This window comes from Enterobacter kobei, from assembly GCF_001729765.1.
Taxonomy (GTDB): domain Bacteria; phylum Pseudomonadota; class Gammaproteobacteria; order Enterobacterales; family Enterobacteriaceae; genus Enterobacter; species Enterobacter kobei.
This window is the reverse complement of sequence record NZ_CP017181.1, coordinates 2,808,773-2,826,209: the sequence shown is the minus strand read 5'-3', so window position 1 is coordinate 2,826,209 and position 17,437 is coordinate 2,808,773. Positions and strand designations below refer to the sequence as shown.

Annotated in this window: 17 protein-coding genes and 1 pseudogene; 11 read left to right on the top strand and 7 right to left on the bottom strand. The window is 53.1% G+C overall.

The window, feature by feature from the left end:
- The first annotated feature begins 9 nt into the window (after positions 1–9).
- On the top strand, positions 10–348 hold the full coding sequence (locus tag BFV64_RS13635) for a YebY family protein (RefSeq protein WP_014884299.1): 339 nt from the start codon (positions 10–12) through the stop codon (positions 346–348).
- 405 nt (positions 349–753) lie between these two features.
- Here the strand turns inward: BFV64_RS13635 and BFV64_RS13630 are convergent, their stop codons facing one another.
- Positions 754–1,695: a VirK/YbjX family protein gene (locus BFV64_RS13630; protein ID WP_045134188.1), complete on the bottom strand. Its 942-nt coding sequence runs from the start codon at positions 1,693–1,695 to the stop codon at positions 754–756.
- A 167-nt stretch (positions 1,696–1,862) separates the two neighbouring features.
- Between BFV64_RS13630 and pphA the strand changes: the two genes are divergently transcribed.
- The gene (gene pphA / locus BFV64_RS13625; RefSeq protein WP_045134187.1) at positions 1,863–2,507 is read left to right on the top strand and encodes a protein-serine/threonine phosphatase; all 645 of its coding nucleotides are present in this window, start codon (positions 1,863–1,865) and stop codon (positions 2,505–2,507) included.
- 34 nt (positions 2,508–2,541) lie between these two features.
- Here pphA and BFV64_RS13620 read toward each other — a convergent pair whose 3' ends face one another.
- The 4 genes from BFV64_RS13620 to yebS all read right to left on the bottom strand — a co-directional run bounded on the left by BFV64_RS13620 (position 2,542) and on the right by yebS (position 8,293).
- Positions 2,542–2,781, bottom strand: a complete 240-nt coding sequence (locus BFV64_RS13620; protein WP_008500472.1) for a YebV family protein — start codon at positions 2,779–2,781, stop codon at positions 2,542–2,544.
- Between the two features lie 106 nt (positions 2,782–2,887).
- Positions 2,888–4,330 (bottom strand): 16S rRNA (cytosine(1407)-C(5))-methyltransferase RsmF, encoded by a 1,443-nt coding sequence (gene rsmF / locus BFV64_RS13615; protein WP_045134186.1) that lies wholly within the window; start codon positions 4,328–4,330, stop codon positions 2,888–2,890.
- A gap of 77 nt (positions 4,331–4,407) precedes the next feature.
- Positions 4,408–7,041, bottom strand: a complete 2,634-nt coding sequence (locus BFV64_RS13610; protein WP_069602187.1) for a PqiB family protein — start codon at positions 7,039–7,041, stop codon at positions 4,408–4,410.
- Positions 7,010–8,293, bottom strand: coding sequence for a membrane integrity lipid transport subunit YebS (yebS, locus tag BFV64_RS13605; RefSeq protein ID WP_063943272.1), 1,284 nt, complete (start codon positions 8,291–8,293; stop codon positions 7,010–7,012). The genes BFV64_RS13610 and yebS overlap by 32 nt, the downstream gene beginning before the upstream one ends.
- A gap of 132 nt (positions 8,294–8,425) precedes the next feature.
- On the opposite strand from yebS, the gene BFV64_RS13600 reads away from it, so the two are divergent.
- The 4 genes from BFV64_RS13600 to htpX all read left to right on the top strand — a co-directional run bounded on the left by BFV64_RS13600 (position 8,426) and on the right by htpX (position 12,849).
- Positions 8,426–8,923 (top strand): GAF domain-containing protein, encoded by a 498-nt coding sequence (locus BFV64_RS13600; protein ID WP_014884293.1) that lies wholly within the window; start codon positions 8,426–8,428, stop codon positions 8,921–8,923.
- 96 nt (positions 8,924–9,019) lie between these two features.
- Positions 9,020–9,706 (top strand): RNA chaperone ProQ, encoded by a 687-nt coding sequence (proQ, locus tag BFV64_RS13595; RefSeq protein ID WP_014884292.1) that lies wholly within the window; start codon positions 9,020–9,022, stop codon positions 9,704–9,706.
- 19 nt (positions 9,707–9,725) lie between these two features.
- On the top strand, positions 9,726–11,774 hold the full coding sequence (gene prc, locus BFV64_RS13590; RefSeq protein WP_014884291.1) for a carboxy terminal-processing peptidase: 2,049 nt from the start codon (positions 9,726–9,728) through the stop codon (positions 11,772–11,774).
- 193 nt (positions 11,775–11,967) lie between these two features.
- Positions 11,968–12,849 (top strand): protease HtpX, encoded by an 882-nt coding sequence (gene htpX / locus BFV64_RS13585; RefSeq protein ID WP_014884290.1) that lies wholly within the window; start codon positions 11,968–11,970, stop codon positions 12,847–12,849.
- A gap of 50 nt (positions 12,850–12,899) precedes the next feature.
- Here the strand turns inward: htpX and BFV64_RS13580 are convergent, their stop codons facing one another.
- On the bottom strand, positions 12,900–14,273 hold the full coding sequence (locus BFV64_RS13580; protein WP_069602186.1) for an MFS transporter: 1,374 nt from the start codon (positions 14,271–14,273) through the stop codon (positions 12,900–12,902).
- A gap of 178 nt (positions 14,274–14,451) precedes the next feature.
- Here BFV64_RS13580 and kdgR point away from each other — a divergent pair, with 178 nt between their 5' ends.
- Positions 14,452–15,243 (top strand): DNA-binding transcriptional regulator KdgR, encoded by a 792-nt coding sequence (kdgR, locus tag BFV64_RS13575; RefSeq protein WP_014884288.1) that lies wholly within the window; start codon positions 14,452–14,454, stop codon positions 15,241–15,243.
- A gap of 66 nt (positions 15,244–15,309) precedes the next feature.
- Here the strand turns inward: kdgR and BFV64_RS13570 are convergent, their stop codons facing one another.
- Positions 15,310–15,549 (bottom strand): YobH family protein, encoded by a 240-nt coding sequence (locus BFV64_RS13570; protein ID WP_014884287.1) that lies wholly within the window; start codon positions 15,547–15,549, stop codon positions 15,310–15,312.
- A gap of 160 nt (positions 15,550–15,709) precedes the next feature.
- Between BFV64_RS13570 and mgrB the strand changes: the two genes are divergently transcribed.
- The 4 genes and pseudogenes from mgrB (at position 15,710) to cspE (ending at position 17,256) form a co-directional block, all read left to right on the top strand.
- A complete protein-coding gene (mgrB, locus tag BFV64_RS13565) occupies positions 15,710–15,853 on the top strand; it encodes a PhoP/PhoQ regulatory lipoprotein MgrB (protein WP_014884286.1) in 144 nt (47 codons plus the stop codon).
- A 74-nt stretch (positions 15,854–15,927) separates the two neighbouring features.
- On the top strand, positions 15,928–16,218 hold the full coding sequence (locus tag BFV64_RS13560; protein WP_069602185.1) for a YebO family protein: 291 nt from the start codon (positions 15,928–15,930) through the stop codon (positions 16,216–16,218).
- Positions 16,219–16,889: 671 nt separating this feature from the next.
- A pseudogene (locus BFV64_RS13555) lies at positions 16,890–17,034 on the top strand (DUF2627 domain-containing protein).
- A 12-nt stretch (positions 17,035–17,046) separates the two neighbouring features.
- On the top strand, positions 17,047–17,256 hold the full coding sequence (cspE, locus tag BFV64_RS13550; RefSeq protein WP_001062678.1) for a transcription antiterminator/RNA stability regulator CspE: 210 nt from the start codon (positions 17,047–17,049) through the stop codon (positions 17,254–17,256).
- Positions 17,257–17,437: the final 181 nt, after the last annotated feature.

The following is a 17,437-nucleotide window of genomic DNA, read 5'->3' as shown; positions in this document are numbered from 1 at the left end:
AACTAACATATGAAAAAAACAGTACTTTCGCTCTTATTGCTGGCCTGCACGGGGAGCGCTCTGGCCGCGCCGCAGGTGATCACCGTCAGCCGTTTTGAAGTGGGTAAAGACAAGTGGGCGTTTAATCGCGAAGAGGTGATGCTGACCTGTCGTCCGGGACATGCGTTATACGCGATCAACCCGAGTACGCTGGTGCAATACCCGTTGAATGAGGTTGCAGAGCAGCAGGTGGCCAGCGGCAAGAGCAGCGGCCAGCCCATCAGCGTGATTCAGATTGATGACCCGGCTCATCCGGGGCAGAAGATGAGCCTGACACCGTTTATCGAACGCGCTGACAAGCTCTGCTAGCGTTCAGGTTTCCAATAAAAAACCGCAGATGCTCGCGAAAGCACTGCGGTTTTTTGTTTTTAATGATGATTTAACGCTTTTTTTCTGGCCGCTTTAACTGTGGACTGGAAAACCTGGCGTCGTCATCTATTCTTAAAAGGCAAGGCGACTTAGCCTGCATTAATGCCAACTTTTAGCGCACGGCTCTCTCCCAAGAGCCATTTCCCTGGACCGAATACAGGAATCGTATTCGGTCTCTTTTTATCTGTATGAAAGACAATACGTTACGCCTTTTATCATCTTTATGCAGCGGATGCATCCTGTGCGACTTCGTAAAACATATCACAACACCGCAGGCGGAAGTCCAGCCCTTTTTGCCTGTTTTGTTAAATTTTTGTGAGCAATTAAGGAAAGTCAGCGCCGTGCTTAAAAGCGGGATTTTACCGACGCCTCAATTTCATCAAGCAATTCAAAACGACGGCGGTATTCCGCACGCTTCTTGCTCGCGATCTCGTCGAGAGATTTGCGTTCCATCTGCAGCGGGAGCTGCCAGCAGAAGCCGGAGACCTTTTTACCGCCCAGAGAATCCCAGAATTCGTCATAGCTGGCGTGGAAATGGCGGCCTTTGCTGAGGCGATAGCGCAATGCGCGGAAAACGTGTCCCTCGTCGCTGACGGCAAAAATCGCCTTAACAGATGACTGTAAGGCCAGCTGGAAAAGAACTTCCATCAGCACGCGTTTAGGGAACAGGCCGTGACAGGCGCGGGTGGATTGTTTAATGACGTCCCGCGACACGCAGCGGCGGGGGCCCTGAAGCCCGCCAATCACTATTACGCGTTGTCCGTTGCTGCGGGCTACGCTAAAGGTCAGGCTGGCAAGCAGCGTATCCTCGTTATCGCGCAGCCACAGCGTGCTCTCACCTTCGCGCTCGGCTTTCCCGGCAGAGGATGCATTAACCGTATAGATCACGCCCTCTTTTGCATGGAACTGAACAACGGTTTGTTCCTGCGGGCTGGTCAGCGCCTGGGCGAGGGCGCGCTCTTTCAGGCTATCGATCCAGTAATAATGGGTAACGATAGCGTCGGCGCGATCGTTCGCGGTCAGGCCACGCATCAGATACTGCCGATGGGTCTTGCTGGGCAATGTAATTTGAGCGGCGAGCAGTTTGTCGAAATCGTCACGCCCTGAAAGGGCTTCCAGCATGCGACGGGTGGAAGACCAGAACAGAAGCGAACGTAAAAGGAACTTCAGCCGATAATCGCGTTTCCGCCAGATGGGTCCCGGGACACGTTCGCCGTTCACCAGCTCGGAAATTATATTTGTGCGATGTGGGTAGAACACATCGTTATGCAGGTGTGTATTAGACACGTGAAGATCCCTCGTTTTTTTCTGCCTCTATTCTAAGGAGCCAGGAATAAGGGATTAATAGCGTGAGGATCTTTATTTCTGGTTGGTTTACCGTTTGTTTGACTTTGTAAGAACCGCTCCCGTCTTTTGCTTTTTATACGGCGGCTATACTGTTTAAAGGAGGCCTTATGTATCAGCGAATAGAGGGTGGGATGTGGCGTCACGTCTGGGTTGTCAGCGATATACATGGCTGTTATCACTGGCTTATGGACGAACTGAAACGCCGCCATTTTAATCCGTATGAGGATTTGCTTATTTCCGTTGGCGATTTGATCGATCGCGGTCCTGACAGCGTAAAAACACTGCAGCTCATCAATGAGAAATGGTTCAGAGCCGTGCGGGGTAACCATGAGCAAATGGCAATTGATAGTCTGGACAATAATGATTCTTCGCTGTGGGCGATGAATGGTGGAGTGTGGTTTACGCGCCTTGATCGCGAGCAGCAGGCGCTGGCGCGAACGTTACTAAACGCCTGCCGCGAATTGCCGCATATTATCGAGATAACCTGCGCAAACGGTCTCAATGTTATTGCGCACGCAGATTACCCCGCCGCGGAATACCGCTGGCAAAAACCGGTGAGCGCCCAGCGCGTGCTGTGGGATCGCGACAGGTTGATGGGCTTTATGGTGGGCAAAGGGCAGGGGATTAGCGGTGCGGATCATTTCTGGTTCGGGCATACGCCCGTCGACAGGCGGTATGATTTTGATAACCTGCACTATATTGATACCGGAGCGGTGTTCGACGGTTACTTCACGCTGGCACAGCTACAGTAATAAATAACCCGCCTTCGGGCGGGTTCTCTTTAGGTCAGGCAAGGCGCATGACCCAGGCATCGGTTTTGCTATCGTAATGCTCACGGTAAAGAACAGAGTGTTCGCCATCAAGTATCGCCGGGACGCTGGTATCCGCATCCCATGCGTCGAGTTGCATGCACAAATCCGGGTCGGATTTGCAGGGAATACTTAACGTTCGATCGCCTTGTGCTTCGCCGCGCAGCTCTGCGTCGTCGATCTCAAAAGCGCCAATACGCACGCTGGTTTTCGTCATAGTGCTCTCCGGGTCGGTTTTCAGAATCTGGTATGACCAGTATGGGCATCCATTTTTGATCGTAGACAAGGAGAGCAAAATCGCCAGTAAAAAAATGCGCTTTTTTTTAGTCGGTGGGACTGTTACCCGTAAACAACCGGCCATCGCGGACCAACTCCCGCGGATAACTATTTTTCAGCCGCGAGCCGACCTTTTTCGCCAGACCCAACGGGAAGCCCTGATACGTCACAATAACCTCATCCTGAGACGGGGTGGTTTCCGGGTAAACGTCGCGACCACGATACCACTCTTCGGCTTCCTGATGCGTCAATTCAAACGTGTTATCGCTGTCCGCCAGGGCGATGACCGCTTCGTGCTGCCAGCGGTAACCTTTATTATGCACTTCCGCCAGGCGGATCCCGATACGTGAAAAACGGACTTTGCCAATAAGCGGCTCAATGGGTGCCGGGAACAGCCATATCTCTTTATCACGCATCCAGAGGTGCAGATTCTCATCCCAGATCAGCCCAACCTTGTTGGCGGCGGCTTTAAGTTGCACAGCATCGCGGCCCTTCAGCGGGGCGAACGGGAAATTGCCGACCTTAAATTTCGGGGCTGGCAGGGGAGCCACCGCCTGAGTTTTGCGCAGACGAGCCACAAAGAACCCTTCGCAGTCGTAAATCTGTGGGAACACGTGCAGGAAACCTTCCGGCGTGGCGGCCTCATCTGCCGTGGCAAACAGATCGTTAAGTGGCAGGAACTCAACGGCATCCGGGTATTGCGCTTTCAACCACAGACAGACGTCTTCGTTTTCATCGCGGTTGAGGGTACAGGTGGAGTAAACCAGCGTGCCGCCGGGTCGCAGGGCGTGAAAGGCGCTGTCGATCAGTTCGCGCTGCGTGGCAGCGATCTCAAGATTGCTTTCCACAGACCAGTTCTTTAACGCATCGGGATCTTTACGCACCACCCCCTCGCCAGAGCAGGGGGCGTCGAGCAGAATGGCATCGAACGCTTCCGGCAAGGCGGCGCCAAACACGCGTCCGTCAAAATGCGTCAGGGCGACATTCTGGATACCGCAGCGGCTGATGTTGGCATGCAAGACTTTCACGCGGCTGGCGGAAAATTCGTTGGCAAGAATCGCCCCGTGATTACCCATCCGGGCGGCAATTTGTGTTGTTTTCGAGCCGGGCGCGGCGGCCACGTCCATCACGCGTTCAGGTGCGTTGCCTTCTGCGAACAGGGCGGCAACCGGCAGCATCGAACTGGCTTCCTGAATATAAAACAGACCGCTCAGATGTTCTGCGGTACTTCCCAGCGGCACGGCATCTTCGTCATCGCGCTCGATCCAAAACCCCTCTGCACACCAGGGCACCGGCGTAAGCTGCCAGTTGTATGGGGAAACCAGCGTCAGAAAATCATCGACGCTGATTTTCAGCGTGTTGACGCGAATGCTCCGGCGTAACGGACGCTGGCAGGCGGCTATAAAATCATCTAACGACAGGTGAGAGGGAAGCGCCTCGCGCATTTGCGCAAGGAATTGTTCAGGAAGAAATACGGAGTTTTGAGCCACGTGCACACCACAGGGAAAAGTTCAGGTGCGCAGTGTAACATAAAGGCTCCGGCGCGTTGACACCGGAGCCTTTCAGATTAACGCGGCAGAGCCGTTCCCCATTCACGCCACTCTTTCGGTTCGCTTTCGAGCAGCAGGAAGTGTTTCCCTGACTGCGCTTTTGGCGCCAGTGGCGTGCCCGGCGGGGTGGCAAACGCAATACCACCACGGATGAACTGGTTGAAGGTACCGGTTTTCACCACGCCCCCCGTCAGGCCGAAGTCCAGCGAGTAGCCAGATGCCAGCCAGAATACCGAATTATTTCGTACCAGGTGCTGGTAACGGTCGCTGATACGTAACGCCACCATCACACGATCGGAGAGCGTACCAAGCGTCAGACCCGTTACCGTACCTACCTCAATACCGCGGAACAGAACCGGTGTGCCGATGCCAAGTGAGCCTGCTTCCGGGACTTCCACCACAATGCTCAGGCCACCGAGGTAGCGCGAATCGGTGATGGTGGCTTCCTGCAGTTCGAAATCACGCCGTGCATTGCCCTGGCCGGGTTCGACGTTGATATAGGGCTGCAGAATAGTGTCGAGATGTTCAACGCCTGCGGCCGAAATCTGCGGCGTCACCACCGAGAAGCGGGAACCGGTACGGGCGAAGGTCTGCACATATTCCGGGTAGAGCACCGCGGTGGCCTGTACCTCGTTGCGGGAGGTGATCAGCGTCAGCTTCTGGATCTGGCCGATATCAATGCCCAGGTAGCGAATCGGCATGCCTTCCGCCAGCTTACCGGCATCAAATGCATGCAGGGTAATCTGCCCACCCACGGCACGCGCGGCGGTTTCGGACGGGAAGAGAATACGCTTATCGCCCTTACGCAGGTTTGCGCCTGCACCGCTGAGGTTATCGAAGCTAATGGCGCCGCGCAGCGCGCGTGAGAGCGGGGAGGCCTGCACGGTCAGCCCGTTACCGTTAAGCTGAACTTTCGCGCCGCCTTCGGCCCAGAAGACGCTGTTTGGCGTCAGCAGCTTGCGATACTCCGGCTTGATATGCAGTTCGATATCAAACGCGTCCGCACGCGGGCGAACGGCGATCACTTCCCCGACTTCAAACTTGCGATACAGCACAACAGAACCTGCCTGGACGTCCGGTAGCGTCTCGGCGCTCAAGGTCAGCGTGGTCGTCGGCAGATCGCTCAGGCTGTTTTCAATCGCTTTGTCCAGGTTGGCATACAGCGGGTAATTTTCGCGGATGGGGCCTTTATCGCCCGGCAAAATGCGAATGCCGCCGTTAACCCATTCGCTGGCACTGGCACCAAGGAACTCTACGCCGTCCAGGCCTACCTTCACATCGACGCGGCTGTTAACCACGAATTTACTGTCGCCATGGACGAGGTTGCTGTATTGCGGATCGATCGCTACCGAGAAGCTCACGCCGTTTTCGGAAAGCGTTCGCTCCAGAACCTGACCCACCTGGACACCGTGGAGGATCAGCGGCTGACCGGCTTCAATACCATAACTTTCGGGTGCATTTAGCGTAACCGTCACAACGCCCGGTTTTTGCAGCAGGGCTTTATCCGCCGGGGCGATCACGAAGTTGTTGCTTGGCTTTCCTTCACCGGGGATCAGTTCAAACGTGTTGCCGGTCAGCAAAGTGCTGAGACTGGCATCGTTCAGAGAGAGCTTCGGACTGCGCATCTCGATACGCGTTTTCTCGCGCAGGAGATCGACCACGCTGGGGTCGACGGTCATTTCGCCCGTCACCGAGCCGCCAGGGTTGAGCGTCATTTTGGTGAGCTGACCTACCTGCAGACCCTGATACATCAGCGGTGTTGATCCGGCTTTCAGACCTTTCGCATCGGGCAGAACAAGTTTGACGATCACCCCTCGCTGGCTGTGCGCCAGATCAGCGTACAACCCGAACGTATCATCGGCAGCAGCAGGGCTGGAGTTCTCCGAGGAGTCAAAGGCAATCGCCCCGTTTACCAGTGCGGCCAGGCTCTCCAGCTTCACTTTAGCACCGCTCAGGCTGAGGTCGGCATCTACGCCAGACACGTTCCAGAAGCGGCTGCCTTTTTTCACCAGGTTGGTGAATCGGCGTTCGATCAGCACATCGATGGTCACGCCCTGTTTGTTCGGATTGATGGCGTAATCGTAAACGCGACCCACCGGAATTTTTCGGAAATAGACCAACGAGCCACTGTTCAGTGAGCCGAGATCCGGCGCCTGCAGATGGATCATCAGATCGCCGTTATTGAGACGGTATTTTGGCTGCGTATCCAGCGCGACAAAGTGATCCTGCGGTTCGCCCTTGCCTGGCATCATACCGATGTAGTTACCGCCAACCAGCGCATCCAGCCCCGAGACACCCGCCAGAGACGCCTTCGGCGTGACCAGCCAGAACTGCGTTTCGCTGCGCAGCGCGTCCTGCATGTCCGATTTAATGCTGACCCGCACCTGAATTTTGTTCAGCCCTTTTCCGAGTGAGATGTCCTGAACCGTACCGACTTCAACCCCCTGAAAACGAACGGGGGTTCGTCCGGCGACAATGCCGTCGGCGGTCTGGAAATCAATGGTGACGGTACTTCCGCGATCTTCATAGCTCGTCCAGATAAGCCAGCCTGCAATCATCAGGGCGATGACAGGCAGCAACCAGAATGGCGAAATGCGGCGTTTAGTTTTAATTCTCGCTTCAGTCGGCGAAGCGGGGGTTTCCTGACTCATGTGCATCCCAAAGTAAGCGGCTATCCAGCCATTCCACAGCAAGAATAGTCAATATCACCGCAGAGCCGAAATAAAAAGCTGCGGGTCCCATAGTAAAAGCAAGTAACTGGTCGCGATTGATCAGCGACATCATCAGCGAAATCACAAACAGATCCAACATGGACCAGCGGCCAATCCAGGTGACGAATCGCAAAAGCAGTATTCGGGTTCGTAATCCTTGCTCACACTTAAAGTGAATGCTGATGAGCAGGGTGAACATCACCATTACTTTGGTAAAAGGAACCAGAATACTGGCGATAAAGACGATGGCCGCCACCCCAACGTTGCTGTGCGCCAGGGAGATAATGCCGGAGAGGATTGTATCCTCCTGACGGGCACCATTCACGTAAATGACGGAAATCGGCAGCATATTGGCGGGGATCAAGAACACCAGGGAGGCAATCAGCGCCGCCCAGCATTTTTGCAGACTGTTATTGCGTCGATGCAGCAAGGGTATGTGGCAGCGCGGACAGCGCCCACGGGGATCGGGCAACCCGGTGTAATGGCATCCCAGACAGACGCGGAGATTCTCATCCGGACGGGTGGCAGGGCGCTGAGGGTAAAAACGCTCCCAGAGTTGCTCAACGTTCAGGTGGATCAGCGTCAGGATGCTGAGCAGCACCAGGCAGATAAAGGCAAAAAGCCCGACGCCCGGCTGCAGAAAAGCATAATCCTGCACTTTAATTGATGCCACACCCACACCGACCAGATAGATATCCAGCATCACCCACTCTTTGAGTTTATCCAGCATCAGCAGCACAGGGCGAAGATTCATCCCCAGGATGTTGCCAAACCACAGATAGGCAATGGCTGCAACCAGCACCAGCGGCGCGCCAACGGTGCAAAACAGCACCATGGCAGCGGTAATCGGATCGCCCTGGCGGGTCATCTGCCAGATCCCCTGCAGCACGTTGGCATCAATGCGTACGCCAAGCAGGTAGAGCTTCAGCAGGGGCTCGGTCCAGGCGAAGGGCATCAGCAGCAGCATGGTGACGGCCATGGCGGCCAGACGGGTTAACGACCAGTCTCGGCCGTCACGAATTTTCGCGTCACATCGGGGGCAAAAGGCACTTTGGTGCGATTTCATCTTCGGCAACATAAAAAGCGTATCGCACTGGGGGCAACGCTGATAATGTGCACGAGGCAAAGCGTCTCTTACCGTATGGACCGTTATCTTTTTTGTCGGCGTAATTTTGGTTGTTTTTAAGGCCATCAGCTGCGCACAAATAAGTATTGTTGAACGTTATATTAACTCATGAACGGATTCATCTTGAGCATGAGCGCATTTAATGCTTATTTTAATAGGCTATGCGGTAATTTTGTAAGACAACTAAGTGATTGAATAATGAACAAAACAGAATTCTACGCGGATCTGAACCGCGATTTTAAGGCATTGATGGCGGGTGAGACCAGCTTCTTAGCCACTCTGGCAAATACTAGCGCATTGTTGTTCGAACGTCTCTCTGACGTGAACTGGGCTGGCTTTTACCTCCTGGAAGGTGACACGCTGGTACTTGGCCCGTTCCAGGGCAAACTGGCTTGCGTGCGTATTCCGGTCGGGCGCGGTGTATGCGGTACTGCGGTGGCCGAGAATCAGGTACAGCGTGTGGAAGATGTTCATGCGTTTGACGGGCATATCGCCTGTGATGCCGCCAGTAATTCTGAGATCGTACTGCCGCTGGTCGTAAGAAATCAGATTATTGGCGTTTTGGATATCGACAGCACCGTCTTCAGTCGCTTCACAACCGAGGACGAGCAAGGGCTGCGCGAGCTGGTGGCGAATCTGGAAAACGTCCTTGCCGGCACCGATTATCAAAAATTCTTTGCGAGCGTCGCAGGATAATCAACGGATAACGTAGCATTTACTGATAGCGTCATTATAATGACGCCTGTTCATGCCTGCGCTTGTTGGCAACGTCCGTTGTAATCAGGAAATTTCATGGAAAATCAACCTAAGTTGAATAGCAGTAAAGAAGTTATCGCATTTCTGGCCGAGCGTTTCCCGCAGTGCTTCAGCGCGGAAGGTGAAGCTCGTCCCCTGAAAGTCGGTATTTTTCAGGATCTGGTAGCGCGCGTTGAGGGGGAAATGAACCTCAGCAAAACTCAGTTGCGTTCTGCCTTACGTCTTTATACTTCGAGCTGGCGTTACCTGTACGGTATCAAACCGGGCGCGACTCGCGTGGATCTCGACGGCAACCCTTGTGGTGAGCTGGACGAGCAGCACGTTGAACACGCACGCAAGCAGCTTGAAGAAGCCAAAGCACGCGTTCAGGCACAACGTGCAGAACAGCAAGCGAAAAAACGCGAAGCCGCAGCGGCAAACGGCCAGGAAGAAGCGCCTCGTCGTGAGCGTAAACCGCGCCCTGCGCCGCGTCGTCACGATAATAACGATCGCAAACCGCGTGCAGACAAACCAGCAGCCAAAGCCCCACGTGCGCCTCGTGAAGAGCCGCGCCATACCCCGGTTTCTGACATCAACGCGCTGAGCGTGGGTCAGGCGCTGAAGGTCAAAGCGGGCAACAATGCTATGGACGCCACCGTACTGGAAATCACCAAAGATGGCGTTCGTGTACAGCTGACTTCTGGTATGTCAATGATTGTACGCGCAGAACACTTGTTGTTCTGAAACGGAGGCCAAGCCTGGCATGAACACTTTTTTTAAGCTCACCGCGCTGGCGGGTCTGTTTGCTATAACAGGCCATGCTTTCGCAGTGGACGATATCACGCGTGTTGATCAAATTCCGGTACTCAAGGAAGAGACGCAGCACGCGACGGTGAGCGAGCGCGTGACGTCTCGTTTCACCCGCTCGCACTATCGTCAGTTCGATCTCGATCAGGCCTTTTCGGCCAAAATCTTTGACCGCTATCTGAACTTGCTGGATTACAGCCATAACGTTTTGCTCGCCAGTGATGTCGAGCAGTTCGCTAAGCGCAAATCCGAGGTGGGTGATGAGTTGCGGTCAGGCAAGCTGGATCTTTTCTACGACCTCTACAACCTGTCGCAAAAGCGCCGCTTTGAACGCTATCAGTACGCCCTGAAAGTGCTCGAACGTCCGATGGACTTCACCGGCAACGACAATTTCAATCTTGATCGCAGCAAAGCGCCGTGGCCGAAAGATGAAGCCGAGTTGAATGCGCTGTGGGACGGAAAGGTCAAATACGACGAACTGAGTCTCAAGCTGACCGGCAAAGATGAAAAAGAGATCCGTGACACGCTGACGCGTCGTTACAAATTTGCCATTCGTCGTCTGGCGCAGACCAACAGTGAGGATGTCTTCTCTCTGGCAATGACGGCCTTTGCGCACGAAATCGATCCGCACACCAACTATCTCTCCCCGCGCAACACCGAACAGTTCAATACCGAAATGAGCCTGTCTCTGGAAGGTATCGGTGCGGTACTGCAGATGGACGATGATTACACCGTGATCAATTCCATGGTGGCGGGTGGCCCGGCCTCCAAAAGCAAAGCGATCAGCGTAGGTGACCGCATTGTTGGGGTCGGACAAACCGGTAAAGGCATGGTCGATGTCATTGGCTGGCGTCTTGACGACGTGGTTGCGCTGATTAAAGGTCCGAAAGGCAGCAAAGTTCGTCTGGAAATTCTGCCAGCGGGTAAAGGCACTAAAACCCGTATCGTTACCCTGACCCGTGAGCGTATCCGTCTGGAAGACCGCGCGGTGAAAATGTCGGTGAAAACCGTGGGTAAAGAGAAGGTGGGTGTCCTGGATATCCCTGGCTTCTACGTAGGGCTGACCGACGATGTGAAGGTTCAGCTGCAGAAACTTGAGAAACAGAACGTCAGCAGCGTCATCATTGACCTGCGCAGCAACGGCGGTGGTGCGCTGACAGAAGCGGTATCGCTCTCTGGCCTCTTCATCCCGTCTGGCCCTGTGGTTCAGGTGCGTGATAACAACGGTAAAGTCCGTGAAGATGCCGACAACGATGGTGTGGTCTACTACAAAGGCCCGCTGGTCGTGCTGGTCGACCGCTTCAGTGCGTCTGCGTCTGAGATCTTTGCCGCGGCAATGCAGGACTACGGCCGTGCGCTGATCGTGGGTGAGCCAACCTTTGGTAAAGGCACCGTTCAGCAGTATCGATCGCTGAACCGTATCTACGATCAGATGCTGCGTCCGGAATGGCCTGCGCTGGGTTCAGTGCAGTACACCATTCAGAAGTTCTACCGCGTCAACGGCGGCAGTACGCAGCGTAAAGGCGTCACGCCGGATATCATGATGCCGACAGGAACGGAAGAGACCGAAACTGGCGAGAAGTTTGAAGATAACGCGTTACCGTGGGACAGCATCAATGCTGCGACCTACGTGAAAGCGGGTGATATGACGCAATTTGGCCCTGAACTGCTGAAAGCGCATAACGACCGCATCGCGAAAGATCCGGAATTCCAGTACATCATGAAGGACATTGCGCGTTTCAATGCCCTGAAGGATAAACGGAATATTGTTTCTCTGAACTACGCCCAGCGTGAGAAAGAGAACAACGAAGACGATGCCACGCGTCTGGCCCGTATCAACGACCGCTTCAAGCGTGAAGGTAAGCCTCTGCTCAAGAAACTGGACGATCTGCCAAAAGATTACCAGGAGCCGGATCCTTACCTGGACGAGACGGTGCATATCGCCCTCGACCTGGCGAATCTGGAAAAAGATAAGCCTGCTGAGCAACCCGCTCCGGCGAAATAATCCCCCAACAGGCACAAGAAATTGTGCCTGTTTCTTTTTGTTCCGCATCCTTCCGTCAGGCAGATTTCCAATTGTGTAAAGTTGTGTCTTTCTGGTGACTTACGCCCTCCGGATACTTGAAAATAGCCGCAATACCCATACGATGTGGGTAATCGCATAGTGCGCTTTGTTAAACTGAGGTTAAAAGAAAATTATGATGCGAATCGCGCTCTTCCTGCTCACCAACCTGGCGGTGATGGTGGTTTTCGGGCTCGTGCTAAGCCTGACAGGAATTCAGTCGAGCAGCGTTCAGGGTCTGTTGATTATGGCGCTGCTGTTTGGTTTTGGTGGCTCGTTCATTTCCCTGCTGATGTCAAAGTGGATGGCGCTGAAATCCGTCGGCGGTGAGGTGATTGAGCAGCCGCGTAACGATATGGAACAGTGGCTGATGAATACGGTGGCTCAGCAATCCCGTCAGGCCGGGATCGCCATGCCGCAGGTGGCCATTTATCATGCGCCCGATATTAACGCGTTTGCCACGGGTGCCCGTCGTGATGCATCGCTGGTTGCTGTCAGCACCGGGTTGCTGCAAAACATGAGCCGTGACGAAGCCGAAGCGGTCATCGCTCACGAAATCAGCCATATTGCCAACGGCGACATGGTGACCATGACGCTGATTCAGGGCGTGGTGAACACCTTCGTTATCTTTATCTCCCGTATCCTGGCGCAGATTGCGGCGGGCTTTATGGGCGGCAACCGTGATGAAGGTGAAGAGAGCAACGGTAACCCGCTGATCTACTTCGCCGTGTCGATGGTGCTGGAACTGGTGTTCGGTATTCTGGCGAGTATTATCACCATGTGGTTCTCGCGCCACCGTGAATTCCACGCGGATGCCGGCTCTGCGAAACTGGTGGGACGCGAGAAGATGATTGCTGCCCTGCAGCGCCTGAAAACCAGCTACGAGCCGCAGGAAGCGAACAGCATGATGGCCTTCTGCATCAACGGTAAATCAAAGTCGCTCAGTGAGCTGTTTATGTCTCACCCGCCGCTGGATAAACGTATTGAAGCGCTGCGCAGTGGGGAATACCTGAAGTAACGCGAAGCGTCACAATAAGCCGGGCAGGCGTATTCTCCGCCCGGCTTTTTTTATGCCTGAACCCTGGGCTGGGTAACGCGCAGACCGCTGACGATGGCCGCGAGGGTGTCAAGCGCGCCGGCGGTGAGCAGCGCAACGTGGTTACCGTTTTGCCCGGCAAGGTTAAACATCAGGGCAACCAGCGCCGCGCCGCTGCTTTGCCCCAGAAGGCGCGCAGTTCCCAACATCCCGCTGGCGCCGCCACTGCGGTGACGGGGCGCAGAGGTGATGATGGTGTGATTATTGGGGGACTGAAACAGGCCGAACCCCGTACCACAGAGGATCATGCGCCAGACGATGTCCAGATCGCTGGGTGATGACGGTAACAGTGCCAGCGCGAAAAGGCCGGTTGCCATGACGGCCAGTCCCACCGCACCCAACAAACCGGCATGGATACGTTCAATTAAGTAACCCGCCAGCGGCGCCATCACCATCGTCGCCAGTGGCCAGGGCGTTAGCAGCAGCCCGGTCTCCACCTCCGAACGTCCTATCACGCTTTGCAGAAAGAAGGGCAGAGAAACCAGCGCCAGCATCTGAGCGCAGAACGAGCAAATGGACGTACAGATGGAGAGCGAAAAGAGGGGGATACGCAGCAGATCTACCGGCAGCAAAGGAACGGGCAGGGCGAGCTGACGGCGAACAAAGAAGAATCCTGTTACCAGCAGGGCGATAAGCTCGATGCCGGTAAGCGCCATGGATTGCCCCTGAGCAAAGCCGCTCAGGGCTGTAATCAGCAGACCAAAGGTCAGTGCATTCATCACTGCGCTGGGGACGTCAAAACGCGGCATGGTACTTTTGGGGCCGTTAGCAGGAAGAAAACGCAGGGCAAAGAAGATAGCCACGATACCCAGCGGCACGTTTATGGCAAAGAGCCATTGCCATGAGGCGACAGAAAGTATGGCTGCTGCAATTGTTGGTCCGGCGGCGGAGGAAACCGCGACTATAAACGAGTTTATTCCCATCCCGCGTCCAAGGTGGCGTTGCGGATAGATCAAGCGGATCAATGCCGTATTTACACTCATCAGCGCCGCACCTCCAAAGCCCTGCGCTATGCGCGCCAGCGTCAGCGTGTGCAATGAGTCAGACAGGGCGCATAACAGCGAGGTAAAGGTGAACACCACCAGGCCGCACTGATAGACCCGACGGTGGCCGAACATGTCGCCGAGGAAAGAGAAGGAGAGCAGGGAAATCACAATCGCAATCTGATAGGCGTTAACAATCCATATCGAGCTGGCCGGGGATGCCTGCAGGTCGCTGGCGATAGTGGGCAGGGCAACGTTCGCAATCGCGCCATCAAGGACGGCCATTGAGATCCCAATAATAATCGTAGCAATGGCGCCGTACCGCAGGGGCAAAGGCAGACCATCGGAAAGGTTCTTTTCCATCGGGGATAAAAAGCTCAGGGTGAAATTATTCTCAGGGTAACGATTTTAGCACTGTTAACGCCGTTATATGTCGCAGATTTGTAACGAAACAAACGCGCATTGATTGCAGGTAACATCACAGGAATTTATAATAAAAACCGGTTCTGATTTTTATAAAACACTCTCTATGAGGTGGTAAATGGCAATTGCGGATTTGGATAAACAGCCAGATTCTGTTTCTTCCGTGCTGAAGGTGTTTGGCATCTTACAGGCGCTCGGAGAAGAGCGTGAAATTGGTATTACAGAGTTGTCGCAGCGTGTGATGATGTCGAAAAGCACCGTTTACCGCTTTTTGCAAACCATGAAGTCACTGGGTTATGTAGCGCAGGAAGGAGAGTCTGAAAAATACTCTCTGACGCTAAAGCTGTTCGAACTGGGTGCCCGGGCGCTGCAAAACGTTGATTTGATCCGCAGCGCGGACATTCAGATGCGTGAGATCTCCCGTCTGACCAAAGAGACCATCCACCTGGGTGCACTGGATGAAGACAGCATTGTTTACATCCATAAAATCGACTCCATGTACAACCTGCGTATGTATTCGCGCATTGGCCGCCGCAACCCGCTTTATAGCACGGCAATTGGCAAGGTTCTGCTGGCGTGGCGCGATCGCGAAGAGGTGAAGCAGATCCTTGATGGTGTGGAATATAAACGCAGTACGGAACGAACCATTACCAATACTGATGAACTGTTAACGGTACTCGACAAGGTGCGTGAACAAGGATACGGCGAAGATAACGAAGAGCAGGAAGAAGGGCTGCGCTGCATCGGCGTTCCGGTGTTTGACCGTTTTGGCGTGGTGATCGCGGGTTTAAGTATCTCTTTCCCAACCCTGCGCTTCTCAGAAGAGCGTCTGCACGAGTATGTGGCTATTCTGCACACTGCCGCGCGTAAGATTTCCGAGCAGATGGGCTATCACGACTATCCCTTTTAACGCGTTTTAGCATAAAAAAACGCCGCATCTTCTGCGGCGTTTTTCGTCAGTGGTTAACCAGGCCAGTTAGCCATTATCAACCACTACGGACATCTTTCTCAGTACCGGGCAGTTGGTTAAACCAATGATGCCGCTATCAGAATGGAGATACTGCGCCGTGCTTACGCCTTGTGCTGTTACGTACTTACACTGAATACCTAAGCCTGCTGCATTTTCGGTGCTTCCCACAAGCACACCGTAGCCGGTTAACAAAAGTCCAATCCAGAGTATCGCCAGTACTATAATCGTTCGAATGATTACGCGCATTGTTACCTCTTTTATCGTTGTTATCATGAGGCTAGCCTAAACGGTTTACGTAATGAAACAAGTGCAGGATTCTGAAAAAGACCTGATGTTGGTACAGTTAGTCCTTGTTTAAGGTCACCGTGATAACCTGGTTGTATCAGGTCTTTAGACGGAGTGTGGAGTGAAAAAAATACGCTGGGTGATTCTGATTGTCGTACTGATAGCGTGCGTGGTGTTATGGACGCAGACGATCAATGTGATGTGCGATCAGGATGTACAGTTTTTTAGCGGCGTTTGCGCAATCAATAAGTTTATCCCGTGGTAGCACGCATTTTTTCTTAAGGTGATTTCCTTCCTTCGCACCAGTGGTAAAATAGGCGTTTTTATTGAGGTGGTGAAATGGGTGAGTTACTGAACTCAGGGTTGCTGAATGTAGCATCCCTGATGATCTCTTTGGTTGTTCTGCTGGTGGGTCTGGTCATGTGTTTTTTCGTGAACCGTGCCAGTTCCCGTACAAACGAGCAGATTGAACTGCTGGAAGCGCTGCTCGATCAGCAAAAGCGTCAGAATGCGCTGCTGCGTCGTCTGTGCGAGGCTAACGAACTGGAAGGGAAAGACGAGTCAAAAGAGGCTGTCGCTGAAAACAACCAGGATCAGGACGATTTTATCCGTCTGGTGGCTGAGCGCTGATTGCCGTGTCCCGGGAGGGACTGTGGTCTGGTTCAGTCCAGGTGTAATCCCTCCCTGAAAACGCGTTAAGTGGCAAGGCAGATAATTTAGCACCAGTTAATAGTACTTTCAGGATACTGAAAACTGGCGATTATTTATCCTTATAAACGAAGCGATGAATTGTTGCATATATTCTGTATGTATCTACGCTCAAAAATGTTTTATTTTTATCGAAACGTTTTGCTTGCCTTGTTTTGATGCAGCGTCATAAAAATTTCATTATTTTGGTGCATAACCCTCCTTATTACCTGCTGCATTTTAATACAGTTCGGTGCGGATTATTAACATTGAGTTTTTCCTGAAACAATACGCCCCCGTTGCAATAATTTAAGCATAAGTTTTCACAATTTGTTCTAACTCAATCAATTCCGAAGATTTCTTTTCACGGTTGCTGGACGCATTGTAATGATTGAGCTATGTTAAAAAAGTCTTAGATTACAGTGCTTGCGAAAGCACCGTAGAGCCTGTGTAAGAGCGATAAGCTGTCTGTGTGTATCGCGCATAATTGTGCAAATCCTTACAGACAGTGTTCGAATTTGTGCGGCGGATCGAGACATGTTTAAAAATGGCTTGCCATATTAAACATAGTGTGTGATAACACGTTTTGGGTCAAACGAGGTACAGTTCTGTTTATGTGTGGCATTTTCAGTAAAGAAGTCCTGAGTAAACACGTTGTCGTTGAATACCGCTTCTCTGCCGAACCTTATATTAGTGCCTCATGCAGTAATGTCTCAGTTTTATCTCAGTCAATGCCTGCGGGCTAAGAAAACACTCTAAGGAATTTTGCAAATGGCAAAGATTAAAGGTCAAGTTAAGTGGTTCAACGAGTCTAAAGGTTTTGGTTTCATTACTCCTGCTGACGGCAGCAAAGACGTGTTCGTACACTTCTCTGCAATCCAGGGTAACGGCTTCAAAACTCTGGCTGAAGGCCAGAACGTTGAGTTCGAAATTCAGGACGGCCAGAAAGGCCCAGCTGCAGTTAACGTAACTGCTATCTGATCGAACCGCTGCTGACTGAAGCGCGTAGCACTTCAATCTCAGACATAAAGCCTCGCACAATGCGGGGCTTTTTTATGCCCTTATCTTTCAAAATATGACTATCCTCTGTCTCGTTAGCAACTTGTTGCAAAGCTGCGAGGTTAGAAGCACAGTTTCGCCTCCCTCAGCGCATCCTTTCCCG